At 40.4% G+C, this 26,142-nt stretch carries 22 protein-coding genes and 1 pseudogene; 13 read left to right on the top strand and 10 right to left on the bottom strand.

Annotated elements, in window-relative coordinates:
* Positions 1–233 precede the first annotated feature (233 nt).
* The 6 genes from NDQ75_RS11820 to NDQ75_RS11795 form a co-directional block, all read right to left on the bottom strand.
* Complete coding sequence (locus NDQ75_RS11820; RefSeq protein ID WP_202027703.1) at positions 234–659, bottom strand: hypothetical protein; 426 nt, start codon at positions 657–659, stop codon at positions 234–236.
* 250 nt (positions 660–909) lie between these two features.
* A complete protein-coding gene (locus tag NDQ75_RS11815; protein ID WP_202027702.1) occupies positions 910–1,089 on the bottom strand; it encodes a hypothetical protein in 180 nt (59 codons plus the stop codon).
* Positions 1,090–1,222: 133 nt separating this feature from the next.
* Positions 1,223–1,912, bottom strand: a complete 690-nt coding sequence (locus NDQ75_RS11810; protein ID WP_202027701.1) for a DUF2695 domain-containing protein — start codon at positions 1,910–1,912, stop codon at positions 1,223–1,225.
* Positions 1,913–2,063: 151 nt separating this feature from the next.
* Positions 2,064–3,455: a hypothetical protein gene (locus NDQ75_RS11805; RefSeq protein WP_202027700.1), complete on the bottom strand. Its 1,392-nt coding sequence runs from the start codon at positions 3,453–3,455 to the stop codon at positions 2,064–2,066.
* 169 nt (positions 3,456–3,624) lie between these two features.
* The gene (locus NDQ75_RS11800; RefSeq protein ID WP_202027699.1) at positions 3,625–4,152 is read right to left on the bottom strand and encodes a hypothetical protein; all 528 of its coding nucleotides are present in this window, start codon (positions 4,150–4,152) and stop codon (positions 3,625–3,627) included.
* Positions 4,153–4,778: 626 nt separating this feature from the next.
* Positions 4,779–5,030 (bottom strand): helix-turn-helix domain-containing protein, encoded by a 252-nt coding sequence (locus NDQ75_RS11795; protein WP_202027698.1) that lies wholly within the window; start codon positions 5,028–5,030, stop codon positions 4,779–4,781.
* Between the two features lie 599 nt (positions 5,031–5,629).
* Between NDQ75_RS11795 and NDQ75_RS11790 the strand changes: the two genes are divergently transcribed.
* Genes NDQ75_RS11790 through NDQ75_RS11780 form a run of 3 tightly spaced genes read left to right on the top strand, consistent with a single transcriptional unit; the run spans position 5,630 to position 12,455 of the window.
* Complete coding sequence (locus NDQ75_RS11790) at positions 5,630–8,683, top strand: SusC/RagA family TonB-linked outer membrane protein (RefSeq protein WP_202027697.1); 3,054 nt, start codon at positions 5,630–5,632, stop codon at positions 8,681–8,683.
* 18 nt (positions 8,684–8,701) lie between these two features.
* Positions 8,702–10,114: a RagB/SusD family nutrient uptake outer membrane protein gene (locus NDQ75_RS11785; RefSeq protein ID WP_202027696.1), complete on the top strand. Its 1,413-nt coding sequence runs from the start codon at positions 8,702–8,704 to the stop codon at positions 10,112–10,114.
* Positions 10,101–12,455 carry a zinc-dependent metalloprotease gene (locus NDQ75_RS11780; protein ID WP_202027695.1) on the top strand — a complete coding sequence of 785 codons (2,355 nt, stop codon included), beginning with the start codon at positions 10,101–10,103 and terminating at the stop codon, positions 12,453–12,455. The genes NDQ75_RS11785 and NDQ75_RS11780 overlap by 14 nt, the downstream gene beginning before the upstream one ends.
* Before the next feature lie 71 nt (positions 12,456–12,526).
* Here the strand turns inward: NDQ75_RS11780 and NDQ75_RS11775 are convergent, their stop codons facing one another.
* From NDQ75_RS11775 to NDQ75_RS11760, 4 genes are all read right to left on the bottom strand, one after another.
* Entirely contained in the window at positions 12,527–12,775 is a 249-nt protein-coding gene (locus NDQ75_RS11775; RefSeq protein ID WP_202027694.1) for a DUF6520 family protein, read from the bottom strand.
* A gap of 12 nt (positions 12,776–12,787) precedes the next feature.
* Positions 12,788–13,276: a MauE/DoxX family redox-associated membrane protein gene (locus NDQ75_RS11770; RefSeq protein ID WP_202027693.1), complete on the bottom strand. Its 489-nt coding sequence runs from the start codon at positions 13,274–13,276 to the stop codon at positions 12,788–12,790.
* Positions 13,277–13,370: 94 nt separating this feature from the next.
* Positions 13,371–14,333, bottom strand: a complete 963-nt coding sequence (locus tag NDQ75_RS11765) for a helix-turn-helix domain-containing protein (protein WP_202027692.1) — start codon at positions 14,331–14,333, stop codon at positions 13,371–13,373.
* On the bottom strand, positions 14,326–14,706 hold the full coding sequence (locus NDQ75_RS11760; protein WP_202027691.1) for a DUF7793 family protein: 381 nt from the start codon (positions 14,704–14,706) through the stop codon (positions 14,326–14,328). The genes NDQ75_RS11765 and NDQ75_RS11760 overlap by 8 nt, the downstream gene beginning before the upstream one ends.
* Before the next feature lie 195 nt (positions 14,707–14,901).
* On the opposite strand from NDQ75_RS11760, the gene NDQ75_RS11755 reads away from it, so the two are divergent.
* The 10 genes and pseudogenes from NDQ75_RS11755 to NDQ75_RS11710 all read left to right on the top strand — a co-directional run.
* Positions 14,902–17,328, top strand: coding sequence for an aminotransferase class I/II-fold pyridoxal phosphate-dependent enzyme (locus NDQ75_RS11755; RefSeq protein ID WP_202027690.1), 2,427 nt, complete (start codon positions 14,902–14,904; stop codon positions 17,326–17,328).
* A gap of 62 nt (positions 17,329–17,390) precedes the next feature.
* Entirely contained in the window at positions 17,391–18,236 is an 846-nt protein-coding gene (locus tag NDQ75_RS11750; RefSeq protein ID WP_202027689.1) for an RteC domain-containing protein, read from the top strand.
* 253 nt (positions 18,237–18,489) lie between these two features.
* On the top strand, positions 18,490–18,768 hold the full coding sequence (locus NDQ75_RS11745; RefSeq protein WP_202027688.1) for a helix-turn-helix domain-containing protein: 279 nt from the start codon (positions 18,490–18,492) through the stop codon (positions 18,766–18,768).
* A complete protein-coding gene (locus NDQ75_RS11740) occupies positions 18,765–19,310 on the top strand; it encodes a hypothetical protein (RefSeq protein ID WP_202027687.1) in 546 nt (181 codons plus the stop codon). The genes NDQ75_RS11745 and NDQ75_RS11740 overlap by 4 nt, the downstream gene beginning before the upstream one ends.
* Positions 19,307–19,969, top strand: a complete 663-nt coding sequence (locus NDQ75_RS11735) for a P-loop NTPase family protein (RefSeq protein WP_202027686.1) — start codon at positions 19,307–19,309, stop codon at positions 19,967–19,969. Before NDQ75_RS11740 ends, NDQ75_RS11735 begins: the two co-directional genes overlap by 4 nt.
* Positions 19,970–20,143: 174 nt before the next feature.
* A complete protein-coding gene (locus NDQ75_RS11730; protein ID WP_202027685.1) occupies positions 20,144–20,944 on the top strand; it encodes a hypothetical protein in 801 nt (266 codons plus the stop codon).
* Between the two features lie 429 nt (positions 20,945–21,373).
* Positions 21,374–22,303, top strand: a complete 930-nt coding sequence (locus NDQ75_RS11725) for a hypothetical protein (RefSeq protein WP_202027684.1) — start codon at positions 21,374–21,376, stop codon at positions 22,301–22,303.
* 239 nt (positions 22,304–22,542) lie between these two features.
* Positions 22,543–24,489, top strand: coding sequence for a zinc dependent phospholipase C family protein (locus NDQ75_RS11720; RefSeq protein WP_202027683.1), 1,947 nt, complete (start codon positions 22,543–22,545; stop codon positions 24,487–24,489).
* Positions 24,482–25,612, top strand: a complete 1,131-nt coding sequence (locus NDQ75_RS11715; RefSeq protein ID WP_202027682.1) for a hypothetical protein — start codon at positions 24,482–24,484, stop codon at positions 25,610–25,612. The genes NDQ75_RS11720 and NDQ75_RS11715 overlap by 8 nt, the downstream gene beginning before the upstream one ends.
* Positions 25,613–25,649: 37 nt before the next feature.
* A pseudogene (locus tag NDQ75_RS11710) lies at positions 25,650–26,129 on the top strand (ATPase); the annotation flags it as partial.
* Positions 26,130–26,142 lie beyond the last annotated feature (13 nt).

Here is a 26,142-nt window from a genome sequence, read left to right as displayed (position 1 = left end):
GAGCATTTTCTGTTGTAAAAAGAGGAACTCCATATGTTGTTTTAAATCAATATGCAGCTTAATAAAAAAATAGATTTAATTAGGATTTGATCTTGGAATACGTATAACCGTCAGTTACGGGTTTTTATGCGTTTATTTTCGGTTTAGCACACACGTTAGCAATTCCGAGTGGATTCGGACGTAGTCGAATCCGCCGTAATTGCGGTTATACATTGTTACCTGCTGGCTTTTTTTCATTTGTAGAGATATTCGGTCAAATCAATTTCAATAAACTTTGCTTTTTCAAAATTATATTCGCCTAAATTCAATTCGGTCGAGTAGTAGAGTTTTTTATTCCGTAAAACAAAAGGGTCGCCTTGATTCGCACCAAGTTTAAATTTCTTTTCGTTAATTACAAAGTGATGATTAAATCCTTTTGTCAGCAGTTGTTTATTCATTCCAGTCCAATGATGAGTCAATTCATAATTTTTGTCAAGTGAATAAACGTAATAATCAGTCGTATCATTTGCGACTCGAAAATTCGTTCCGTAAATCTCTTTTAATTCCGCTGGTAATTGTTCAAAAGTCAATTCCGTTTTTTTCTTTTTGTCAAGGTCAATCTCTCCACTGCAGGAGGACAATGTCAAAATCGAGATTAATATCACAATTGCGTTTTTCATTTTTCAGCTTGCAGGTAACGGTCAAGTGTATGGCCTGTTTTAATAGGCTATACACAGTGTTATGCACTGTAATTTACTTACTTTTTCGCTGTATGCGCCAAATTTTCTCAATTTTTTTCCCAAACGTTGCTTATGGTTTATATCCACGATATGTACCGTCAGCAACGCGTGGCGCCTCCTTGGCCTTTTTATTGGAGCAAGGGTCAATCCGCTCAACACTTGACATTGTCAAATATTTACGCTACCTTGACTAAGCTTTTTGTTCGCTTACATGCGTACCGGTAAGTACAACTTCCCCACGATGCCAATCGAAAAAGCTTGCCCGTAAAACTTCCATAAAGTCAGTTTCCGCTTCCCTCCAATAAAATCCGCACTTGTGGACAGCCTGGGAAAAACGAATTGTGTCCTCCGTAAGTAAATTATTGTGCATAACGGTTGGGCTATGAACAGTTGCGTGGGTTAGCACGAAACTTAGCAAGTACACACCAAACTGAAAATCCGCGAGGATTTTCAGAAGTAGGCGAGAACAAGCAATTGATTATAGCCATTGTTAGCCATAGTTTTTATTTTCTAAATATTACTTTATGTATTTTCAATTCAATTTTCGTTCCGCCAATTCCAGTTCGTTCCATAAAATGTGTTCCCATTGGCTTTCCAATTTCTATTTTTTCTATTCTTGAGAAATAATATTCCGCATCTCTCTCTGAAAATTTTGCAAAAGATTCCAATTTTAAATCTCGAATTTTTTTAGCAAATTCCTTTCCAGTGGTCGGTTCAATTTCCTTAACAATTCCGATTTCAGTTGGTAATTCAGATTCAGTTCCGTTAAAAAAGTGCATACTTTTTCTAACTCGCTTTTTTGGTTTAAATCCAAAATGTGCTGGAATCAGTAATTCTCCATTTTTTGTGTAATTATTGTTTCCGTATTCCGAATTTGAAAATATTGCTTTTGTGTAAACTTTGTTCTCGGCTTGTTGGAAATTCAGAGGTATTTTGAAAGGATTTTTTGAATCTGCTTTTTTATTGTCAGGTTCAAGTTCTAAATCACAATCTTCTGGTAAATTGAATGTCATTTCGCAGTCAAAAAATCCCCCATTAGATTCCAAAATATCAATTAAGTCAACTTTATTAATTCTGTTTTTTTCAGCCCATTCGAATGTGTTTTTTAGAGAATGGTCGCATCCATTTTTTTCAATTCGGTTTTCTATAAAAACACAAAGCTCATTTACTTGATTTGCTGTAAGTACGGTCATTTTTTAAATTATGGCTAACGTGTTTGTGTATGATTTCGTTGCGTGTTTAAGCACTAAAGTTAGCAAATAAATCACAGATAGAAAGTCCGCGAGGACTTTCGTAAGTAAGCTATAACTAGCAATGAATTATACACGGTGTTAGCAGTAGGCTTTATTGGATTTTCTTATCAGACCAAGGTACAAATTCAACAGCTTTGCTTTTTACAAATTCCTTGGATGTTCTATTGTAATATGTATCATCATATTTTAAAATTCCTAATAATGCCATTTCAATATACCATATGCAAAGTTCCAACGCCTCATATTTCGCTCTGAAATTTATTGAACTCAATTTTTTTCTTTTTTCCTCTTGTGAATGGACTATGGCATTACGTATTTGTACAACAGCATCGCAAGCGTCTATTATTTGAATTTCACTATTTACGAATTCTTGTAGGTTTGTTAATCCAGTTGGCACAGAATGGTCAATTTCTAATTGAGATAATAGTAATCTTATCTTATTCGAAGCATTTATGTTTTCAGAGTCTTTTCCGATAATTATTTTTTTATTTTCAATTATCCACCAATTATACAAGAGCTCTAAAGCTGTTTGAGCCATAATAATTGCTCCTTCGGAAAAACCAGAATTATTGTTTGCTTCTACATACCAATGAATTACTGAAGTTAAGAAATTTCTATCCTCTTTATCTTTCCAAAGCTCACTAAATTTGCCCCAAATCTTTTCAAGACCCATAATCGAATGGTCTTGTGGCCAAGAAGTACAGTCCTTATATATGTCAACGTAATAGTCTGTATAATTACACCAAATAGATTTATCTTCAAAAAGACCAGTTGCAAAAAGGGCTGAAACTCTTCTGCCATTTAAGAAAGTCAAGAATGTATTTAAACAATGAAATATTTCTTTAGATTCTTCAAAACTAATCGCTCCCTTTTTACTTTTTAGTAATCCATTATAAAGAATAATATAACCACCATTTTCTCTTAAATTATTCTTTAAGTCACTATAATTTTCTGCTTTATCAATAGAAATTAAATATTTTTCGTTCTCAAGTTTGAGTCTATTTCTACCAGTATAACTATTTTGTTCAGTTAATTTTTTGACTGTTATTCCAAGAAAGCTTCGAAGATTTGGTACGCTAAATTTTATTGAGTCAACAGAAATACTTTTGTCTCCAGAAACAGCTTCTTGAGACATTACACCTTTAATTTTTGATTCTCCATTAAAGCTTTGTATAGTTGAGTTTGTAATAAAACCATTTCCAAATATTAAGTCGTTAATTATAATCTCGAAAGAATTTATTCCGTTTAGTATTTTAAAAGTATCTATTCCATTTTCAGTCGGAATACCAGAGAAATATGTTCCTGAACTTGGAAACCAAGAAAAATGTATTTCTCCGTTTATTTTTAGCTCATTTTTGTCATCTTTAATTAAAAAAGTACCAGAATAAATAGTGATTTTGGAATTAGCTTTTTCCATTATGACATTCCCTTCTATAAGTTCAGGATAGTCTTTGTATAATTCAGAGCGTTTATCTTTCTTCAAATCAATATCGTTGTTTTTTTAGCTTACTGCTAACGTGTTTGTGTATGATTTCGTTGCGTGGTTTAAGCACTAAATTTAGTAAATAAATCACAGATAGAAAGTCCGTGAGGACTTTCGTAAGTAGGCTATAACTAGCAATGAATTATACACGGTGTTGCCATACGTTTTTTTATTCTTTTTTCATTATCAGCATACTGTACGAATAACGTCCATTCGGAAGTCGGTTTAAAAAGTTCTGAAATTCTTCTTTCAAGTCAAATTCTTTGTTGATTATCGAAATCAGTTTTCTTGCTTTTATAACTTCTGCTGGTAATTTTACTTTATTTTGATTGTAATAATAGTCAGATTCTAATTCCCAATATGATGCAGAATTTATTTCTCCATCTTTAATTGTTTTAAAAAATGTTGTTGTTCCGTCTAATCCGCTAATACAGTTCTCAACTTCGTTACAGTCTTTTAGGTTTTCAAATCCGTTATTATTCAGTTCCGAAATCAGTTTTTCCAACATTGAAATTGGAATCGCAATCTTTTGAATTATACTATCTTTTCTAATTCCTTTTCTATTTGTAGTCCAAACAGAATGAGTAAGAGCTCCTTTAAATTCGCCATTTTTAAAATCAATCAATTCTACATTTTGATAATCCTCAATTTGAACTCGATAAATTCGGTCGTGTTTTTTTGAGTCAAATTCGGTCAATCCAAATCGTTTTTCAGATTCAGTTTGAGAGAAGCAGAAATTAATTCCAATTCCTAAAAATATTAATATGCAATTCGTTTTTCTCAAATGGATGGCAACGGTTGTATATACGCATGTTGCTGATAAATAACTTTCGCTATTGGTTTTTTAAGTTGTTTTTAATCAGTGCTTTACCCTTTAATAGAGCTTTAAGGCATGGTTTGTGCTTTGCAACGTTAGTGTGCAATAATCCCTATTTTCTAGAGTATTATGTTCAACTATTAGTTATACTTATGGTTTTCGTAATTGCCCCATCGAATGCAAATTTTGCTTTCAAATATTATTAAAGTTATAATATTTCTTTGTAAATTTTTATTTTAAGGTTGATCTATATTGCTCACAACTAAGTCATAAACATACTAGCGTTTGTATACCATTCAAATATAACACAAAATTCAATAGATCTTAGTTAAGTAATCGAGGAAACAATTGAGGACTGTATGCCAAATACGGATTAAAAATATAAGTAAGCTTTATCAAATGTTTTTTATTTATATACCAAGAGAATATAAAACTAGTAAGGAATTATCTTAAAACAAATTATAGAGAAATAGATAGTAGGAATAGATTTCTAATTTTATGAATATTTAATAATCAATTTTGTACTTTTCAATGTTGAATTCAAAAATTAGTAATTCCTTTGGGTGCACTTTTAGTGCTGCGGCTAACTTTAACAGAGTAGTCATCGTTAAGTTAATTTTACCTTTTTCGTATTTACTAATTTCAGATTTTTCTAGCCCTGTCAAAAAGCTCAAATCATTTTGAGTTTGGTTATTTTTTAGTCTTAGTTCAGAAATCCTTTTTCCAATCTCTTTGAGAAAATCACTTTTAATATCCATTTCTAGTACTTTAAAAGCAATTTGCCAACATTAGAAGAAATATAAGTTGGGATAAACCCCAACTTATTGATATTTTTATTATATTTGACTATCAATTAACGGTTTAGCTTTTTGTTTAAAAGTTGTTTTTGTTCTTTAAGGCTAGACTGACAAAGGGTTTTAAGCATTTTATTCATGTAATTTTAAAAGTTGATTAATTTTATTTTAAATACAGGATTGTTGAATTTTAGTTGTCTAGACCATAGGGTTGGGGTAACTGTTTTTGATATTCTTTTTAAGAAAAAGCCTAAAAACCCGATATAATTATTTTAAATTATAGGATACCCAATAAAACTTTTTATTCCGGTACTTATATATTCTTGAGTCCTATAATTCACGTATTTTCTTTTTCATGGTATCCGGCCATGTCAGCAGTAAGCATTTATTTTTAATTGGTTTCCCCACAGCCTGCACTTGATAATTCGTTTTGAAATATCAGGTAGATCCTCTATTGCCTTTATGGTAATGGTAAAAAAAACAAGACCTCCCGTGATAGTTGGAAGCTCCCGGAAGGCCTTGGTATTAATTAAACGATGTCTAACTAATAACAACTCAAAATTATGCAAAAAAAATGTGTAATAGGGGATAGGTGCCCACTTTTATGGGTACTTATCGTCCTTTTTTTAACCGTGCATTCCGTAATGGGGAATGCGGAAAGTAAATTCCTCAAGTTTGAATTAGCTGTTTTTCAACATCAGATCTCAGGGGTGGTCTCCGACAAGGATGGTATTCCCATATCGGGAGTGCATATTCAGGTAAAGGGTACTTCTCAAGGTACTTTCTCAAACAGCGAGGGTGCCTTTGCCATAGTGGCCGCCCCGTCTGATGTTTTGACATTTAGCTATATCGGCTTTAAAACACTGGAAAAAGTGGTCGGCAATGCCGAAAGCCTTACCGTAGTAATGCAGCCCGATATTATCGATCTTGGGGAGGTTACCGTGAATGCGGGCTACTATACCGTTTCCGAGCGGGAACGGACGGGCAATATCAGTAGTATCAATGCGGTGGATATAGAAAAACAACCGGTGAACAATCCCCTGGGTGCCATGCAGGGCTATATGTCCGGAGTGAACATTGTTCAGAACTCCGGTGTCCCCGGTGGTGGCTATGATATTCAGATCCGAGGTAGAAATTTCATCAATGGAGGAACCGAGCCTTTGTATATTGTGGATGGGGTACCCTACGGTTCACAGTCCCTTGGGGCTTCCGAACTGTCTGCGGCGATCAACCAAGGGGACATAAGTCCGCTCAATGCGATTAACCCTACCGATATTGAAAGTATTGAAGTACTTAAGGATGCGGATGCTACGGCAATTTACGGTTCACGTGGTGCCAATGGGGTGGTACTTATTACGACCAAGAAAGGGAAATCGGGTGTTACCCGTATCGATGTAAACCTAAGCAGTTCCCTTGGACGGGTGTCGCATTTTTTGGATCTTATGGATACGGATCAGTACCTTGAGATCCGTAGGGAAGGTATCGTTAATGATGGGTTTGGGGAGCGTTTGGATGATCCGCAATATGCCTCTAGGTATCCTGAACTTTTGATGTGGGACCAGGACAGGTATACCGACTGGCAGAAGGAACTTATTGGCGGAACAGCTTATAGGAATATTGGGCAGCTTTCTATATCAGGAGGTAGCGATAATACCCAGTTCCTGCTGAGCGGAGCTGTACAGAACGAGACCACTGTGTTTCCGGGGGATCCGAAGTACGGAAAGGTGTCCGTCCATAGCAATATTAACCATCGATCGAACAATGACCGTTTCGGACTTCAGATGACGGTCAACTATACCAAGGAGCATAACCAAATGCCACGTACGGACCTTACCCGTGCGGCATATAGGTTGGCGCCCAACGCTCCCGAACTTTACGATGATGATGGACAGCTAAATTGGGAAAACAACAGTTGGGACAATCCTTTGGCTTCTTTATTGGAGGAGTATGATGCCAGGATCAATACCCTTATAGCCAATGTAGGGGTTTCCTATAAACTGCTTTCAAGCCTTACGGCACGGGTCAATTTTGGCTACAATACCTATCAATTGGACTCCTATAAATTACTGCCCAATACGGCGAGAAACCCACGTTTTGGGTTTACCCCACAAGGCTATTCCTCAATTACCACCAATGAATCCAATAGGGATTCCTGGATCGTGGAACCCCAATTGCAATGGCAGAAGGAGTGGGGCGACTTCGGGGTGGATATTCTGTTGGGAAGTACCTTTCAGAAGCAAACCACTGAGCAGTTGGTGGTAAAGGGAACCGGTTTTCCCAATAACGGTTTGATATACAATCTTGCGGCAGCCTCTCAGGTGCAGATTAGGGATGCCAGTGACAGTGAATATAACTATCAGGCCTTTTTTGGACGTCTCAATCTTACGTTCAAGGAGCGTTATATTCTCAACATTACAGGGCGCCGGGATGGATCCTCCAGGTTTGGACCCGATAGGCAATATGGGAATTTCGTTGCCATAGGTGGTGCTTGGCTGTTTTCCGAAGAACCCTTTTTAAGGGATGGCAGGTTGCTCAGCTTCGGAAAGCTACGGGGGAGCTATGGTACTACGGGCAGTGATAATATTGGGGACTACCAGTTCTTGGATACCTATAATGTGACCGGTGACAATTACAATGGGGTACTGGTACTGGAACCCAGTGGGATATTCAATCCCCTATTTGGTTGGGAAGTAAACAAAAAACTGGAACTGGCATTGGAACTTGGCTTTTTTAACGATCGGGTACTCTTCAATACAGCATGGTATCGGAACCGTTCTTCAAATCAATTGATCGGGGTCCCTTTGGCGGCCACTACGGGATTTAATAGTTTGACAGGGAATTTTGATGCTACCGTTGAGAATACGGGATTGGAAATCGATTTCCGAACTATGAACATACGGAACAAGGACTTTCAATGGAAGACCACTTTTAATATTACGGTACCGAAAAATAAGCTCGTGGAATTTCCCGATCTTGAAAACTCTGCCTTTGCCTCCCGTTATATCATTGGTGAGCCCTTGACAATCACGCGTCTCTACAATGCTTTGGGCGTGGATCCGCAGACAGGTATGTATACGTTTGAGGATTATAATAATGACGGGGAAATAACCAGTTTGGAGGACAGGCAATGGATCGAGGATTTGGCGCCCAAATTTTATGGCGGATTGGGGAATACCTTTACCTATAAAAATCTTTCCCTTGACATATTCTTTCAATTTAAGAGCCAGAAAAACTACAACCACTTTAGGACCCGTTCGGCTCCTGGGCTGATAGACAACAATACCCCAAGGGTATTGGATAGATGGCAGGAAGTTGGGGATGTCACCACCCATATGATGGCGACCAGTGGGGCCAATTATAGTTTGGTGCCGAGCCGTTCCTACCAAAGTTTAAGCAATGCGGCCATTTCGGATGCCACTTTCCTTCGGCTGAGGAACGTTTCGCTCAGTTATCGGTTGCCTATGGATTATGCCGGAAAATGGGACGTGAACCTTTATCTGCAGGGGCAGAACCTATGGACATGGACCCAATTTGAAGGGCCCGATCCAGAGCAGTTTTCCCTGTTGTTCCTGCCGCCTTTGAGACAGATTACCCTTGGTGCCCAGATTGGCTTTTAACCTTTAAAATTTATGATTATGAAAATCTATAATATCAATACTATCATCCTATCGAAGCGGAAATGTTCATTTCTTTTTACAATTATCCTTTTTGCCCTATTTCAAATGTCCGTAGTTTCCTGTTCCGATTTCGTAGAAGTGGAACCGCCGAAAAATACGCTGGTTTCCCAGACCGTTTTTGAGGATGCCTCCACCGTGGAATCGGCCCTTGCCAACCTATATGAAATGCTAAGGGGCCAGGGGATAGGTACTTACAGTTTAAGTGCCGATATGGGGATCTATTCAGATGAACTGGATTATTTTTTGGCTGATCCAAATGATCTCTCTATTTACATTCATAATATATTGCCGATAAACGAATCGGTTTCAAAATACTGGGTAAATGCCTACAGGGTTATCTATAGTGCCAATGCCATAGTGGAAGGTGTGGAATCCTCCGAAGGGCTAACATCGGTAGAAAAGTCAGAGTTTATGGGGCAAGCGCTTTTTGTTCGTGCCTATGTGCACAGTATCCTTGTGGGGATCTATGGTGACATACCCTATATTACCACAACGGATTACCGGATCAATAATTCGGTGGCAAGGCTGCCCGGCCATGAGGTATACTACCACATCATAACCGATCTTATGATGGCAGTGGATATGCTGGGAACCACGGACGCAACTGGGGAAAAGGTGATTCCCAATAGGCATGTAGCCAATGCCCTTTTATCCCGAATATATCTTTACACGGGAAATTGGGAGCAGGCAAATGCCACGGCCACACAACTTATCGATGCGTTTATACTGGAACCGGAGTTGGAAAAAGTCTTTTTAAAAGGCTCAAGGGAAACGATCTGGCAGCTTATGCCCGAAGGGGTCGATAGAAAGAACGCCCCGGAGGCAAATCTTTTTGTGATCCTAGCCATTCCCGGACAGCAATATGCCCTTACCGAAACCCTTTTGAAAGCTTTTGAGGAAGGAGACCTAAGACGTGAAGAATGGGTGGGGAGTTTTACCAGTAATGATGGAGCGACCACTTTGCAATTCCCCTATAAATACAAAGCAACACTCAGTGAAACGGAATCCTTGGAATATTCCATCGTTTTCCGTTTGGCCGAGCAGTATTTGATCCGTGCGGAGGCCCGGGCACATATGGGCAACCTTACGGGAGCACGGCAGGACTTGGATACCATTAGGCAGCGTGCTGGTTTGGACGGAACGTCCGCGATGGATAAAGAGACATTATTGGAGGCTATTCAGGCGGAACGTTTCACGGAACTTTTTGCGGAGAATGGCCACCGTTGGTTTGATCTGAAACGAAGTGGAAAGGCTGGGGAGGTTTTATCGACCATCAAACCGAACTGGAAACCTACCCATGTGGTATGGCCGATACCCGAGAACGAACTTGAAATCAACCCAAACCTAAGGCCGCAAAATGAAGGTTATTAATAAGCATTCCAAAGAAACCGCTGCTATGAAAATGGGCGTCTATATGTTGGCCTTTATGGTACTGTTCCCTTTCGTGGGCCATGGTAGGAATGTAACGAAAGAATTTAATTCTTTTCGTAGGGCGGCAAGACCTTTTGGGGACAAAGGATTTATAAAGGCGAAGTTGGAAGGTAAGCAACTGTATTTAGGGATTCCCAAACACCTTATGGGAACACCCATGCTATTTATAAAGAATGCACATGACAACTTTGTATACTACCGCCAAGTGGAGTGGCAGCAGGTGGACGACAGGCTCTATTTGGTGATGCCAAGGGTATATTCAACGGCGGGAGTAACCATACCTGTTGATGGGGATTCCTATGTGGATAAAAAAATAATCGGGGTGTTTCCCATTGAAGTGTCCAAGAGCAGTGAAGATCTATTTTGGATCAATGCTACCGATTTGTTTTTCGATAAAATTTTGACCCCTTGGGAAAAGGGCGGTAATGATCCAGTTTTGGTGGAACATTCGAGTATTGTGGGGGTACGGTTTTTGGAAAATGAGCTCTTGGTTGAGACTGGACAGTTAAAATCCAATAAGGAAATGTCATGGGAGGAAAAGGTGGATTACAATTTCTATCTGTTGCCGCCACCTATGGAATCCAGAGCGTTCGACCACCGTATGGGTTTTGACCATGATACCAAAACCAGAAAAGGATTTTTGGGACCCAAAGGGGATCATCTTGCAGCGAACATAACGAGATGGCGACTGGAGAAAAAGCAGAAAGAATTATCCGTCAGTGAACCCATTAAGCCCATAACCTTTGTGATCCCTTCCGATATCCCGAAAAAATGGGTGCCGTACATCAAAAAAGGGATTCTTGACTGGTTACCGGCGTTTGAAGCGGCCAGGTTTAAAAACGCGATTGTGGTTAAGATTGCTTCTGCTGATGATTCGGAGTTGGAAATGAACAGTCTACATAACAGCAAGATAATTTGGGGAAACCATAGAAAGGTAAGGGGATTTGAAAATGTACATTCCGGCACTGTTTCCCAAGTCATAGATATCCGCACTGGGGAAATCTTAAAAGCAAATATCATAATTTCATCCACTGTGCAATCGTTGGTGGAGAACTATTTTGTGAAGTGCGCCCCAAATGACGGCCGCGCCCTTGAGTTTCCGTATTCCGAGGAACTGGCCGGAGAGCTCCTTCGGGAACTCGTCTCCCATGAAACGGGTCATGCCTTTGGCCTTTTGGACGGGAACTATGGGGAATATGCCTACCCTTTTGAAAAAATGAGGGATATCGATTGGCTACAGGAAATGGGCCATACGCCCAGCGTTATGACCTATGCCCGCGAAAACTATATTGTGCAGCCTGAGGACAGCATTCCTCCCGAGCTTTTGATACAGAAGGTGGGGCCTGCGGATATCTACAGTATTCGATGGGGCTATAGGCCATTTAGCGGCATTTCGAGGGAGGCAGAAAAGGATTCCCTAGAGTCCATAATAAGGGAACAGGATACTGTACCGTGGTATCGCTTCCATACCAGTGCTTTTGAAATTATTGGACCGGGGTCTACCAATGAGGTAGTTGAAAACAGGGATCCGATAGCAAGTACGGAACTGGGACTTAAAAACCTGGAACGTGTTGTCCAACTTTTTCCAAAGGTCAATGAAACCCAAAAGAATTATGGGAAAATGGAACGGCTTTACGAAAAGGTACTTAAACATTGGTACAAACAAATGGAGCGTGTACTGTCCCTTGTTGGAGGATATGAGGTACACTATAAATCAGGTTCCCAAAGCGGGGATATTTATGTACCCATTCCTGCAGGGGAGCAAGATAGGGGACTGAATTATTTTGTTACCCATACCTTTTCACCGCCCAGTTGGCTAATTAATCCCAAAGCCCTTGGTAAAGTGGGATATTCCATCTATCCCGACCCTTTGCTGGAATATCAGGAAAAGTTGTTATTTGAGGCATTACGCGCCCAACGGTTCAAGAGGTTGGAGTATATGGATAAGAATCTAGGGATTGAAGTTTCCGCTGAATGGTTACTGCAAGAACTGCAATGGGAACTTTTTCGGGAGCTAAAGGAAAGTTACGTAAGTATTGGGGCAAGAAAGCAGGAATTACAGCGCAAGTATGTGGAAACCCTATTGGGTATTGCCACGTTAAAGGGAAACCAAACGAACGATATGGCCAACGTGGGGTATAGTAATTCGACGAAAAGTCTGTTTATGAAGAGCTTAATGTCGTTACGGATGGAACTGCAGCAATGTCTGGAAAAACCAATGGATCAAGTAACCTATGGGCATATAAACATCCTGCTATTTCATTTGAGGGAATTAAATTAGTTCATATTTGGGATGATTAAAAAAGAGGTGTCTTGGGGACACCTCTAATCTGGGACTCTTTAGTTCTGGGACTACTGTCTTTTATAGAGTTCCATTGTTAGTCCCGGATCCGCGTACAGCTGGAAACCATTGTGGGTACATTCAACGATTCCCTCTGTCGGACAGTCAACCCCTTCTTCCAAGGTTTGGATACCTGGAATGTTGGGATCGTCATAATAGGCGGGATCGTTTACGGATTTTGCCTCAGTGGCAAAGGCCAGTCCAATCGCAAACACAGCTGCGAAGAATGGCAGTACGGATTTAAAAATTTTGGTTTTCATAAGTTTTGTGTTTTAAAAATGATTCCTACTCTGTTTAAGGTTTTCGGATGCCCCTTGGCTATCTAGATAGTTTGTTGTTTCGTTTTTTTTGTAAATTCTTAGGGCTAGTAGGAGCAATACAACCCCTATGATGTTGATCATCAATTGTTGTGTCCAACTTAAGTGCCTGGAAATCCCTGCGCAGGAGCAGGGGATGTCATTACTGTAAGAAAGCACCAGTACGATATAAATGGAGTAGAGGATAAGTAGCAATGTACTTGCTTTTAATCCTTTTTTTCGGGTGGATTTTAAGGATAACAGTAAAACTGCAAAAAGTTCAAAAAATGGAATAACCGGCGCTGCCCACATGGCATAGGTGCCAATAAATGGAAACCGTTCCAATTGCCATTTAAACCCCTGAAAGTGCAAAAGTTTGCTTATCGCGGTATAGGTAAAGAGTAGGATAAAGAGATATACCGTTGGGATAACAAATCGCTTACTATATTTTTGATACCATTTCAAATCAATTGTATTGTTTTGATTATTAATGGTTTAAAATTAAATGGATAAATATATCCATGGGGTATTAAATCCTATCCCGAAGGTATTATCTGTTTCAAGAGTGTTTTAAGGAGCGGCAATCACGAACAGTGTAGCCAAAAAACTTTTTAAATTCCCTGCTGAAATGGTTGGGCTGCTTGAATCCAAGGACCTGGGATATTTCCTTGACGGAGCTGTCGGTGTTCATCACCAGGACATGGGCCCTGTTCAACCTTTCCTTTTTCAGATACTGTAGGACCGTCATACCATAGAGTTCCTTAAAGCCATGTTTTAACTTGAATTCATTGGTTCCATGGTCCAGTGCCAAAGAGGATAGGGACGGTAAGGACTTGTCGAGGTTGTTACGGATATACTCCCCAACTTTTTGGAGTATCCTGATATCGGAATGGGTCAGTTTCGGTTTCCTTCTTTTAGCCTTGCTATTGGTTTCCCTGGCATTTGATTTCTTGTGGATTCTTGCCCTAAGTTTCTGATGGAAATGCGCTCTTTTTGTTTTGAATATTGGAAAGGTCACCATTAAATGATTGGAATCCTTTATCATGGGTTTTAATGAAACTACCGTGCAGATCGTCCGAACGGACAAATTGGTTTTGGATAAAAAGTTCAATTTAATAGTGACTTCCTTGGGATTATTATTGCTGATCTTTTTTATGGTTTGTTGCCAGGTCTTTTGTGAATCCTGTGATAACAGCTTTTGGATGCTTCGGTTCTTAAGGTTTCTTTTGTTGTATTTTAGGTATTTGGCCCCGGCTTTATTAATGGAAATGATTTCATTTCTTTGGTTCAGGATAATGATCACCTGATTGGTGACAAGCAATGAATCGTCTTTGGTGACATAGCCCTGATGAAAAAAGGAATCCTGTATTTCATCGGCCATCATGTTCAGGGAAACTATCAAAGCTTCCATTTCATCATCGGAATCGCTTCTCGGAATACGGTAGTGAAAGTTTCCCTGCGAAATCTGCAGTAAGAGCTCGTAGGCCTGTTCCAACCGATATTTACCATTAAGGTCAATCATCCACAAATGTTTTTAGGAAAGTAATGGCCTCTTCGGTGCTGTTACAGATTTTAACGGGCACTGAAGGCCTGTAGTTCTCCACGAACATTTTTGATATCCTTCCGGAAACGGGTCTGTTGGTTACAAAAGCTACGGCCTTACTGAGTACGGACCCCTCCGAAGCCAGATAGCTTCGGGCATCCTTGCTCAACTCCCTAACACCGGTGATATCAGAGAGTATAGGGTATTCAAGGCCTTTTTGCAGTGCCAATCTTGCGGAGACGATTTCAATTGACTTTTTAAGGTCGATGTGGACGTGATCTTTGTATTTAAAGTAAAGGATACCGTCCTTAATCCACAAATTGGCATAGTCATTTTCCATGCTTTCTTCCATGGTACTTTCTCTTTTGGTTTATTAATATAGTGAATTTATATTATCAACTATCCACAGAATATGTTCGAAACAGGTAAAAACTATCCAAAACGGATTTTTAAATATCCAAAAAGGATTAAGTACGCCTGGGATACGCTGGATGATTCTTTAATTGACTGATTTTGTTTAGTTTAAATTGATATTAATTGATAAGCTATGGCAAAAATTAAGAACAACAATTTTCTGGATACCGTAAACGATGTGTTTACCGATGCCAAAAAACAGGGAGTATTGCACCTGTATGCCGAGGACGAAAACTTCTCCGGAAGGCACATTAAAGTAAAGGGCAAATCCATGTACCATTTCGGTACTACGGGATATTTGGGACTGGAACAGGACGTCCGTCTTAAAAAAGCAGCGGTGGATGCAATTTTAAAATACGGCACCCAATTTCCGCTTTCGAAGACCTACATTTCCCATCCCCTGTATCGGGAGTTGGAAGAGAAAATAGGTGAAATGTACGGACAACCCGTAATCATTACCAAAAACAGTACTTTGGGCCATATGGGGGTAATCCCCAGCGCGGTTTCCGATAGGGATGCGATTATTCTGGACCATCAGGTGCACTGGAGCGTTCAAAGTGCTGCAAAAATATTGAAATTAAGATCGGTTCCAATTGAGATGATCCGCCATAACAATTTGCAAATGTTGGAGGACAAAATCAAAAAACTGTCCCCTGGGAGACAAAGGATATGGTACATGGCCGATGGGGTATATTCCATGTACGGGGACGAGGCGCCCGTACTTCAGCTGATGGAACTGGCCAAAAAGTATTCCCAATTGCATATTTATTTTGATGATGTGCACGGAATGAGCTGGGCAGGGCGGCACGGTACCGGTTTTGTGATGGACAAATTAAAGGAGCTCCCGGAAAATGTACTGCTCTTCGGTACCTTAAGCAAAACGTTCGGGGCGAGCGGTTCTGTTCTGGTATGCCGAAATAGGGAAATGTACCATAAGATCAAAACCTTTGGCGGGCCCTTGACCTTTTCTGCACAATTGGACCCGGCATCGGTAGCGGCTGCCACCGCTTCGGCCACGATCCACCTGACCGATGAGATATACGGGCTGCAGAAAGAGCTATTGGAGCGGATCGAACTTTTTAATGGGCTTTTTGAAAAAACCGATCTACCGTTGATCGACCGAAACAGTTCCCCTGTTTTTTATATAGGCACGGGCATGCCCATTACCGGATACAACTTTGTCAACCGATTGATGCAAGAGGGTTTTTTTGTCAATCTTGGTATATTCCCTGCAGTTCCCGTAAAGAACACTGGGGTGCGCATTACCATTTCCAGGCACAACCATCCCAAGGAAATAAAAGCTTTGGTGCAGGCGATGGAATTCCATTATCCCAAGGCCCTGGAGGATACCTATACCACGGATGCCAAGGTTCGCAAGGCATTTGGTTTGTTATCTGTGAGCAGTAAGACAAGCGATTCAAATGTCCCAGAAGGATTGAAGGTCGATGTTTTCCGATCGATAAAACAGATCCAGAAAAGTATTTGGAACGGTATTTTTAACGGTCATGGGGTATTCGATTGGGAAGGATTGGCTTTTTTGGAAGAGGTGTTTTCAGGCAATAAAACCAAACATAACAACTGGTCCTTCCATTACCTGATGGTTTCCGATCAAATGGGCAGACCGATCCTGGCCACTTTTTTCACCCATGCCCTTTGGAAAGAGGATATGTTGGCGCCGAAATCGGTTTCCGAAAAGATTGAAAGGATACGGGAAAGTCAGCCGGATTACATGGTTTCCGATGTATTGGGCATGGGCTCACTTTTTACCGAAGGTGACCATTTGTTTTTGGACAAGGACCATCCGCGATGGCGGGATGCCCTGCATGCCATGTTTGCCGAACTCGATCGCTTGGACCAAAAATTGAACCCGCAAATGATCGTACTGAGGGATTTTAGGTCCAATGATGTTTTGAACGAAATGTTCCATAATCAGGGTTACGTCAAAGTTTCGATGCCGGACGCCAGTATCCTTGAAAACCTGGAATGGGCCAATGTTGAAACTTATGTAACCGGGCTTTCGGCGAGATCCAGAAGGCATTTTAGAAATGACGTTGCCGTATTTACCGATCATTTTAAGGTAGAAATACTGCAACGGATCGGTAAGGATAAAGGGAAGATTTATTATTCCCTTTTGGAACAGGTAAGAAAAAACAATTTGGGACTCAACACATTTGCGTTCCCCTACAAAATGCTGGGGTGGATGTCCTCCCATCCCAACTGGGAGTTCATTACGTTGACCTTAAAGAAACAATTCAGCAAGATGGATGAAGATCGTATAGTGGGCGTTATGTTCTGCTATAAAAATGGAACGAAAACATATGTGCCTTCCTTTGTGGGAATGGACTATGGCTTTGCGCACTCCCATGGAGTTTACAGGCAACTCCTTTTCCAAACGGTAAAACGGGCCGGTGAAAGTGGTTTTACCAAGATTGATTTTGGAATGACCGCAGCCTTCGAAAAGAAAAAAATGGGGGCCACGGTAGTGCCCAAGGTCGCCTATATCCAGGCCAAGGACAATTACGCAATGGAGCTGATGGGCTTCATGGAAGAGCTTGCTTAACATTGCCGCTTTCTTACCCTTAGCTTTCTATGCATTCCATTTCAAAACTAACATGAGGCAGGATGAATGATAAATACCAACCAATTATTGAACAGTTCCTAAAACAAGTAAAAGAAATCGATAAACATTCCGAATTGAGCATGCCACGGGTAAATGAAGGGGTTTATCTGTGCAATGATGCACTGTACCGACTAAAGCGTTCGATGGAAGAATTTGGGTTTGAAAATAGAAAGGAGGAAATCGTTTTCTTTAAAAAGGTGAAAGTACTTCCATTGAGCTATCTCGTGTATTTCAGTGAAGTCCGGAACTGTGAGCTGCTCATGCCGAAAGTCGGTGCCAAATACCAATTGGCATTTTTGAACAAAACCGTGCGAAGGATCAATAAATTCTTTCAGAAACATGCCGATTTTGCAAATTACATGGAGCAGGACATGCAATACCTGGACCAACAATATTTTACAAGGGAGCACCAGGTATTTCCACTGTATGCACTTCCCGAATCCTGTTATCTCGATCCAAAGTTCTTTACCTCGCACGATATGCTATGGGCCAGGATAGAGGGCATGAAAAGATTGGTACGGTATGTCAAGAAAAGAATGAATGGATACCACAATCCGGTCAATGGAACTGGCAAAGCCACAAGGAAAAGGGAGGTTCTGGAATGGACGGCCTCGAAAGCGGCCCTTACGGAGCTCATTTATGCACTGCACTCGTCCAAAGCCATTAATTATGGGGAGAAGGACATCAAGAGTATAACCAGTGCATTTGAAAACCTGTTCGGGGTCGAATTGGACAATGTCTACAAAACCTACTCTGAAATAAAGGCCAGGAAAGGGCTTCGGGCACGTTTTCTGGAAAACCTGACCTACCAGTTCAAAGCGAAAATGGAAATTGACGATGAGTTCTAATTCCGTAACCCAATCAGGGTTACGTGTTACAATTTGTGTTGTCCATAGGGGTGTTTATCACCTCTTTTTCATGTTTCATTATTGGCATTTGGGAGGTTTTTATGCAAATGTTAAATAATGACGTAACTACGAACGTATACCGAAAAACTTCCATGCATCCTTTTCAAATTTGTACAACGAAAGTCAAATCGAAAGGGGCCATCGAAATTAGGTGATAGTAATACGGTGGTCCCTTATTAAAAACCATTCAATTATGCCGACAAACATTATAACCACCGATGATCTTTACCAGTTCAAAATGGAACTGATGGAAGAGATCAAAGAACTATTTCAGTCCCAAAGCGGAAACCCTACTAAAAAATGGCTCAGGTCCCCCGAGGTGATGAAACTGCTTGGGGTTTCACCGGGTACCCTACAGAACATGAGGATCAACGGGACACTTCCCTACACCAAAGTAGGCGGTATCCTGTATTATGACTACCAGGAAATCAAGAATGTACTGGAGAACAACCGGGTGCACAATACGCTATGACCACGGAGGGGATCAATTACATCAAGCACCTGAACAGCGTCTTTGATCAATTTTCCAAGGACGGTAGGCTGAACCCGACCCACATCAGTCTCTACCTGGCACTTTTCCAGTGTTGGAACGGTAATTACTTCAGGGAGGAGTTTTTTATCAATAGGGAAGAGGTGATGAAGCTGTCCAAAATAGGGTCAACGGCCACTTACCATAAATGCATCAAAGAGCTCAGCCATTGGAAGTATATTCTGTATATGCCCTCGCACAATCCTTTCAAGGGCAGTAGCATCAAGATGTTCAATTTTGGAACAGGTCCTAAACAAGCTGTAAACGACAGCCCCATCAAAAAACGAACAAGCAGTGAACAAGCACTGATACCTATAAACAAACATATACAAACTAGGAAAAACCTTAAAAACAAAAACAAACAGCACGTTTTTAAAGAATCGGATTTAAACCGATCCGGAAACAGAAACAAACATTCCGAACCTGTTCAATTTCGGGACAACCTCAAAACTAGTGCCGATAAAAATTACAATGAACCCTTATGAAGCTCGACCATCCACATATCATCATAGAAGGGGGTGTTCAATTCTGTTTGGGTGAGCCCAAAAAAGGCTATGTCCAATACGATTTTGATAAAATGTTGGTGTATTTGGAGGCCAAAGGAAAACTCCTTTTCGGCAGGAAATTCAAGATCTATTCCGGGGACCGTGAAATACTGTATAAACTCTGTTGCTATTTTATAAAGGACAGGGCAAGTTGCGATAAATTTGGGATCGATATCAATAAAGGGATCTTGCTTACCGGTCCCGTTGGGTGCGGTAAAACATCCATGATGCGGCTCTTGAAACACATGGTTCCCCATTTCCGTCCCTATGAAGTTATACCCACAAGGAATATAGTTTTCGGATTCAACAATATCGGGTACCGGATTATTGAGCAGTATGGCGACCACCAGTTCTATTGCTTTGATGATCTGGGGGTTGAGCCCACGGGCAGGTATTTTGGAAAGGACTGCAACGTGGTGGGTGAGATTTTGTTGTCCAGGTATGATCTGTTCTTAAAGCACAGACTAAAAACGCATGCCACTACGAACCTGAATGCAGATGAACTGGAGGAACGCTACGGCAACAGGGTCCGTAGCCGGATGCGGGAGCTGTTTAATTTAATTGCTTTTGATAAAAAAAGTAAGGATAAAAGAAAGTGAAAACATATTTAAGGGTCTAAACAATGATTTTATAAAAAAGGGGGTTTTTACGGTTGATTTTCAAGGGTTTATACTCTTGAGTTCAATTGTTGTTATGGTTACCTTTAGTTCAGAAATTTAATATCAAAGGATTTTTCCCTTTGAGCAAATTTTGGAGTCTTTAAATTGAAACTAATGGAAACCAAACAAGTAAAACAGACCGCTATATTCAAAAGATGTAAATGTGGTGGAAAAACAAGGAAAAAACCAAGAGGTTGCGATAACGTCAATGTTGACTCTCCTATTTCCAAACCGGATCTTGCTATATACAGTCAACTTGAGCAGTTAAGTTTAGGAAATGTTCCTTCATGGGACAGTCCGGATATTACAACCAATAGTTGGGCGCCTTTTCGTTTAAGGGAAGAAGCAGCCATAACTGTTAGAAATCTTTCTTCTGATACTCCAGCTATCAATGCTAAAGTTCATTACGGCACTGCCCCTTTCGGTATAGGTACACAAATTACGCCAAGACTTACCAAAGTGGTAAATATTGCTCCAAATAGTCAAATTCAACTTCTGTTTCCCTTATATCAAGAAACCCTTAATGGTGACCCTAGAGTTGGAGTATTTATAGCCATAGAACATCCAAACGATCCAAAGAGTATTAACAACACTGGCTCTCAGGTTCATGATGGGGGATATACCAGTGAGTCAGGTAAGGTATTCAAAGTAAAAATACCCGTAATTAACGATTCCAACTTTACGCGGGAAATTCAACTTAGTGTTATGCCAACAGATGTTCTAGCAGAATTATCCATGAGTTCAAAGGTGTTTTTGCCTTACGAACAGGTTTTGATAGAATTGGAAATTACAATCCCAGGGTTTTTAACCGGAACGCCATCTTCAATTATCAATCGTCAAGTCACGGTTGTTGGCAGGTTGGCAAGTGGGGAATTAATAGGAGGGGTAACACGTTTGATAAGGATTGATAACTAAAATATACGTGAAATGAAAGCAATTGTAGCAATATTCACTTATTTCAATATTCTTACAAAAAGAATCGGAATTTGTGGCAATACGGGATTAATAGCGGGTGCGACTACTGGAACTTTTCTTACGTTTCTGGATATTGTCAGAACGGGTCTCTTTTTCAGTGATCAAGAGGTGCTATATGCATCATTACTATTCACTGCTTTTACATGGATTGTGATAGTGTTGATGCTATGCCTGTTAGTACGGTTGACATTTAGCTCTGTAGCCCTCGGTATCTTCATTAATTGCTTGATTACTTGTTTTTTAACCGTATATATATCAAATGCATTAACCCTGTTTTACCTGGCTTGGATGTTGGGAATTGTAGTAGGCGTTTTAGTGGGGGTTGTATTATGCCGAATAAATAGATTGTTTAATTAAAAAACGTTAAAGATGGCCTGTATAGCGAGAAGACCTGTTTGTGGGGTACCCACTTCTGATGTCATTCCTGAACCAATAAGTAGAATAGGCAGCATAGTTGGTACTATAGCGGGGATAGCTGGAGGAATTGCCGGTGGGTTAAAAGCTGCCGAAACTGTAGGCGGGATAGCGGTAGGCTTAGGAGCGGCAGCCAGCGGAGTTATTATTGCTGCCATAGTCGGCATAGCAATAATTATAACTATCGGGATGTATAATTTGGATAGGTGTGTAGGTACAAATGGCTTAACAGAATGTATTGCTGGAGTTGTCGAAAAAGTAGTTCAGGATTTTAATTCCTTCACTGATGAGCTTTTTCCTTTTACGGCAATGCACGATCGAATAGAAGTGGTCGTAAAATCCAATTATTGGGATGTAGTCGAGGATGGCGGAGCGAAAGTTTTTTGTACTGAGGAGCCAACGCCAAGACGCTCTGAATTAATGCGATGTTATTTTTATACAAAACGGGTATGCGATGCAGGTACAGGTTCACTTGTCGGGGCTGGCGTCGGGGCTGTTGGAGGATTAATTATAGCAGCGGTAGCAGCTGCTGCCATTGGTTGTGCAACGATAATATTATGTATTCTAGCCCTTATTGTTGCAGCACTATTAGCCGCCGTAGCCGCCTTGATAGGAGCCTTTGTTGGTGGTCAGATTGGTAAAGCTGCTAGTGGAGAAACAACTCCAGAAGATAATAGCGGGAATACCATCAGTGTTGGAGACTTGATAACCGTAAATGGTAATATGGTGCGGAGGGAGTATGATGAAGGTGCCAATGTTCTTTGGTGGGTGCGCAGTTCCTCACTTTCGGGAAGAGCTTCCGAAAGCATTCCCAACAATCCTTTCAGCTACTGCGAAATAGACGAGGAAATGGCTATGGACGCTTGTCCCACTCGGTTAATTTAGGGTGTTGAAGGCTCTATTTTTTAAGTATGGGTACCTCTAAATTCAAAGTATTTGATAGCTAAATTATGAAATAATTGCAGATGCATTTTGAAGCATCTTTTATTTACTACCCCTTTACCTGAAATATAGGATCTTTTTAACAAATGAATGATTCTTTTGCCTTTTCCGATACGGGAAGAGTATGCTATATGATGACTTCAATTGGATAGTATATTCATAAACTTTAAAATTAAATTATTATGCCAGGACCAGCCATTCATCACATGATCGTAGAAAAGATCAAAAATCAATTGCAGTATTCCAAAGGGTTCAGTGAACATCTATCGGAAACGCAACGAACCAAGTTAAAGGATTTGCTAGCAGATCCAAAAAATCACCCTTATTTGTATTTGGGATGCCAAGGGCCAGATTTCTTCTTTTTCAATACCAAGGATATGCCCGGGCCAATAGGTGATATCGCTGAGGTTTACTTCGAGGTTACGGACTTCATTAATAATTTGGTTAAAGAACTAAAGGAGCTATTACCTTCGGAGTTTTGGGAAATGCTTGAGGAAATTGAAGAGACAGTAGATGAAATTACAGAAAGTTCTGTTTTTTTATCGGAATTAGAACAGACTTTCGGAGACATTAATCAGGTATTGACTGGAATGATGGAAACGTTGATGGAGGCAGTCAAGAAGTTTATATCACAATATGACCTTTTTGATTTATTTGAGCACCCCTATAGAGATGGAGTGCCTTCAGGGGAGAAATGGTGGTGGTTTGATGCACTGCATTACAGAAAAACAGGAAAATTTGTCCAATCATTACTTGAGCAAACCAAGGATATGGACAGTCCTTTACATTTATATGCTCTCGGTTATTTAACACATGTGGCCGGAGATACAGTAGGGCATCCCTATGTGAATCTGGTGTCAGGAGGACCTTATAGGTCCCACGGACAACGGCATAAGACTGGAGAGAACTATCAGGATGTATTAAATATGTTAAATTATGACGGAGTGGATTTTAACCGTTCGAAGTTACATGCACTCTACAATTTTAATTATACAGGGACTGTCGATACCGAAAATGATAAACCTGATCCTAATACTTCAATGCCACCTGACCTATCGAAATTAATAGCGGACACCATAAATCAAGTTTTTGATCTGGATGGAAATCCTGGAGCAGAATTTGGCAGCGCTATTGATGCAGATGACGTTAATAACACGTATAGACTGTGGTTCAAATGGTTTAAGAGCACTACGGAGTCTGGGACCTTACCGGAACCTACACCATACTCCTTTTCTGCAGAATTAAGGGAGGTTTGGGAAAAGGCTAAAGATAATTTAGGGGATATAGGCGATTTTGTCGAAGACGCAGCAGATACTGCGGGAGACTTTGGGATTCTTGGATTATTTATTTTCTTGGCAGCACTTATAATTGCCGCTTTGGCCACAGCAGCGGCCATCGCTGATGCTATTGCCGGTGGACTTCTCACAATGGGTACCAGTACTATTAGAGCTGCAGCATCCTTAATGTATGAGCAAATATATAATGCGTTTCAAAATTTCAGATTAGGAGTGGCACTCAATGGATTAGCATTTCCAATGAAAGAGCATATGTCGGACAGTATACTTGCCCAATATGGCAGGCCCAATATACCTGATCCGAGAAATAAGACAGCTTATAATTACTATGGAAGCATGCCACTTTTGCGATGGGATGATCATCCTGATGATTATCTTGAAGCTATGACGGAGGATGAACTAGGTCTTGAAGATCACCTAATATATCCCATTACCGGCTCTGAGTTAAAAAGCGTTTTTGCAGGTTTGCCGAGCTATTTGGACAAGGACTCAATGTTTTACGTAGCTGGAAAAATACCTTTTACGGAAGGAGTTTTAGATAAACTTGTAGCGTTGGGCGATCTTGAAGTCGATGAACTGGAATTTGAGAAAAAGTTGGCGAAAAGGTTTAGTTTAGGGAATGCCATGGAGTTGAGCTCACGCTTATATGATCAATGGAAATCCGGGAAGCGCATTCCTGATTTCAATTTGGATGCGGATCGTGGTTATGGCTATTTGTGTTGGAGCCAAGTGAGTGAAAGTGGGGTAACCAATGATCAAGAGTTCCCAAATCCTTTGGATGTTGATAATACAGATGGAATACCGGTTCAACTTAAATTTTTGAAAAATGAGTGATAAATTAAAACTAAAGAAGTTTATAGAATCCTTCAAAGAAATGCAGGGGGATTTAGACAAACATAAGAAATGGAATAAAGCAAGGTATTTGTACATGCTTAGGAAGTTTAAAAAAGATGAAAAGCCACCTGAAGACTTTAATGGAAGTTCATACCTTTATGTACGATCATTTGAAGGTGATAATGGCAACAGACCATTCTCCCATGTTCCGCATTGGGTTTCACCAGATATCAAAGTAGCACCTCTGTCTGGCCTAGGATCCTATACCAGGGAACTGGACGCGGGCAAACCATATCGAATCAACTGTGACCTAAGAAATGCAGGTGATCTTCATGTACCAAGTGCAAAGGTAGAGTTCTTCTTAACAACCCCTAGCTTAGGGTTTGATACAAGGTATTCAGATCTGTTAGGGGTTACATCTACATGGATGTCTCCCATGAGTACGAATACAACCACACTGGATCACACTTTTTCAAATACTCAATCGGGACACCGATGCTTGTTCGCAAGGGTATTCTCTTTTGCACCGCAAGATATTCCTGTGCAGGACTATGGGTTAGATCCCAGAATAGATCGGCATGTTGCTCAATTAAACTTAAATATTGCACAGCAAAATATGCCTTACTCTTTTCAACTTATTCATTTGCCAATGGCAGAAGAAATGATACAAATTAGACCTATAACCGAGAAGGATTTGTTAGAGTTGGGACACCCGATGATGAAAAATAAAAAACTCGTAGTAAATACAGCCTTTAAAAAATTCTTGAGAGCACCAAAAATTACTGCTAAGAAAGACGGTAGAAGTCTTAAAACGGGAACAACAAAAGCGGGAATACTTGTAGGTTCCAATGTTAAAAAAGGAATGGGCACAGGGGAACAGAGAAAGATTCACGATATGTTAAATCGTTATTTCGTGGGAAAGGAGCAGGGAGTTGGCGATAAGAAGAAAGAAGTTTTGAAAATGTACCGTGAAATGAATAAGTATGCCCTTAAAACGGATTTTGAGTTACAGATACCCCATTTTGATTTATCCCAAAACGAAGTGATTGCATTTGATATTGTAAATACAAATAAAGTGACCAATCAAGTAAAAGGAGGAATCCGGTTACTTGTATCGGCCTAATATTTGTACATCATCTTTATCTAAGATATTTTTCGAACTCCTTTACTATTTTATAAGGGACAAGGCAAGATACGATAAATTCGGGATCGATATCAATAAAGGGACCTTGCTTACCGGTCCCGTTGGGTGCGGTAAAACATCCATGATGCGGCTCTTGAAACACATGGTTCCCCATTTCCGTCCCTATGAGGTTATCCCCACAAGGAATATAGTTTTCGGTTTCAATAATATCGGGTACCGGATTATTGAGCAGTATGGCGACCACCAGTTCTATTGCTTTGATGATCTGGGGGTGGAACCCACGGGCAGGTATTTTGGAAAGGATTGTAACGTGGTGGGAGAGATTCTGTTGTCCAGATATGAGCTGTTCTTAAAGCACAGACTAAAAACGCATGCCACTACGAACCTGAACGCGGATGAATTGGAGGAACGCTACGGCAACAGGGTCCGTAGTCGGATGCGGGAGCTGTTTAATTTGATTGCTTTCGATAAAAGGAGTAGGGATAAAAGAAAATAATTTAAAACGTCTT

Source organism: Galbibacter mesophilus (assembly GCF_023721415.1).
GTDB classification, from domain to species: Bacteria; Bacteroidota; Bacteroidia; order Flavobacteriales; family Flavobacteriaceae; genus Galbibacter; species Galbibacter mesophilus.
The sequence above is the reverse complement of the archived record's forward strand: the minus strand, read 5'-3'. Positions and strand labels throughout refer to the sequence as shown.

Coding starts and splice junctions, on each gene's coding strand:
- NDQ75_RS11790 (WP_202027697.1), top strand. CDS start 5,630: ATGCAAAAAAAATGTGTAATAGGGGATAGGTGCCCACTTTTATGGGTA.
- NDQ75_RS11810 (WP_202027701.1), bottom strand. CDS start 1,912: ATGACCGTACTTACAGCAAATCAAGTAAATGAGCTTTGTGTTTTTATA.
- NDQ75_RS11720 (WP_202027683.1), top strand. CDS start 22,543: ATGCCAGGACCAGCCATTCATCACATGATCGTAGAAAAGATCAAAAAT.
- NDQ75_RS11740 (WP_202027687.1), top strand. CDS start 18,765: ATGACCACGGAGGGGATCAATTACATCAAGCACCTGAACAGCGTCTTT.
- NDQ75_RS11760 (WP_202027691.1), bottom strand. CDS start 14,706: ATGGAAGAAAGCATGGAAAATGACTATGCCAATTTGTGGATTAAGGAC.
- NDQ75_RS11730 (WP_202027685.1), top strand. CDS start 20,144: ATGGAAACCAAACAAGTAAAACAGACCGCTATATTCAAAAGATGTAAA.
- NDQ75_RS11715 (WP_202027682.1), top strand. CDS start 24,482: ATGAGTGATAAATTAAAACTAAAGAAGTTTATAGAATCCTTCAAAGAA.
- NDQ75_RS11795 (WP_202027698.1), bottom strand. CDS start 5,030: ATGGATATTAAAAGTGATTTTCTCAAAGAGATTGGAAAAAGGATTTCT.
- NDQ75_RS11820 (WP_202027703.1), bottom strand. CDS start 659: ATGAAAAACGCAATTGTGATATTAATCTCGATTTTGACATTGTCCTCC.
- NDQ75_RS11745 (WP_202027688.1), top strand. CDS start 18,490: ATGCCGACAAACATTATAACCACCGATGATCTTTACCAGTTCAAAATG.
- NDQ75_RS11750 (WP_202027689.1), top strand. CDS start 17,391: ATGAATGATAAATACCAACCAATTATTGAACAGTTCCTAAAACAAGTA.
- NDQ75_RS11780 (WP_202027695.1), top strand. CDS start 10,101: ATGAAGGTTATTAATAAGCATTCCAAAGAAACCGCTGCTATGAAAATG.
- NDQ75_RS11735 (WP_202027686.1), top strand. CDS start 19,307: ATGAAGCTCGACCATCCACATATCATCATAGAAGGGGGTGTTCAATTC.
- NDQ75_RS11725 (WP_202027684.1), top strand. CDS start 21,374: ATGGCCTGTATAGCGAGAAGACCTGTTTGTGGGGTACCCACTTCTGAT.
- NDQ75_RS11785 (WP_202027696.1), top strand. CDS start 8,702: ATGAAAATCTATAATATCAATACTATCATCCTATCGAAGCGGAAATGT.
- NDQ75_RS11775 (WP_202027694.1), bottom strand. CDS start 12,775: ATGAAAACCAAAATTTTTAAATCCGTACTGCCATTCTTCGCAGCTGTG.
- NDQ75_RS11765 (WP_202027692.1), bottom strand. CDS start 14,333: ATGATTGACCTTAATGGTAAATATCGGTTGGAACAGGCCTACGAGCTC.
- NDQ75_RS11755 (WP_202027690.1), top strand. CDS start 14,902: ATGGCAAAAATTAAGAACAACAATTTTCTGGATACCGTAAACGATGTG.
- NDQ75_RS11815 (WP_202027702.1), bottom strand. CDS start 1,089: ATGCACAATAATTTACTTACGGAGGACACAATTCGTTTTTCCCAGGCT.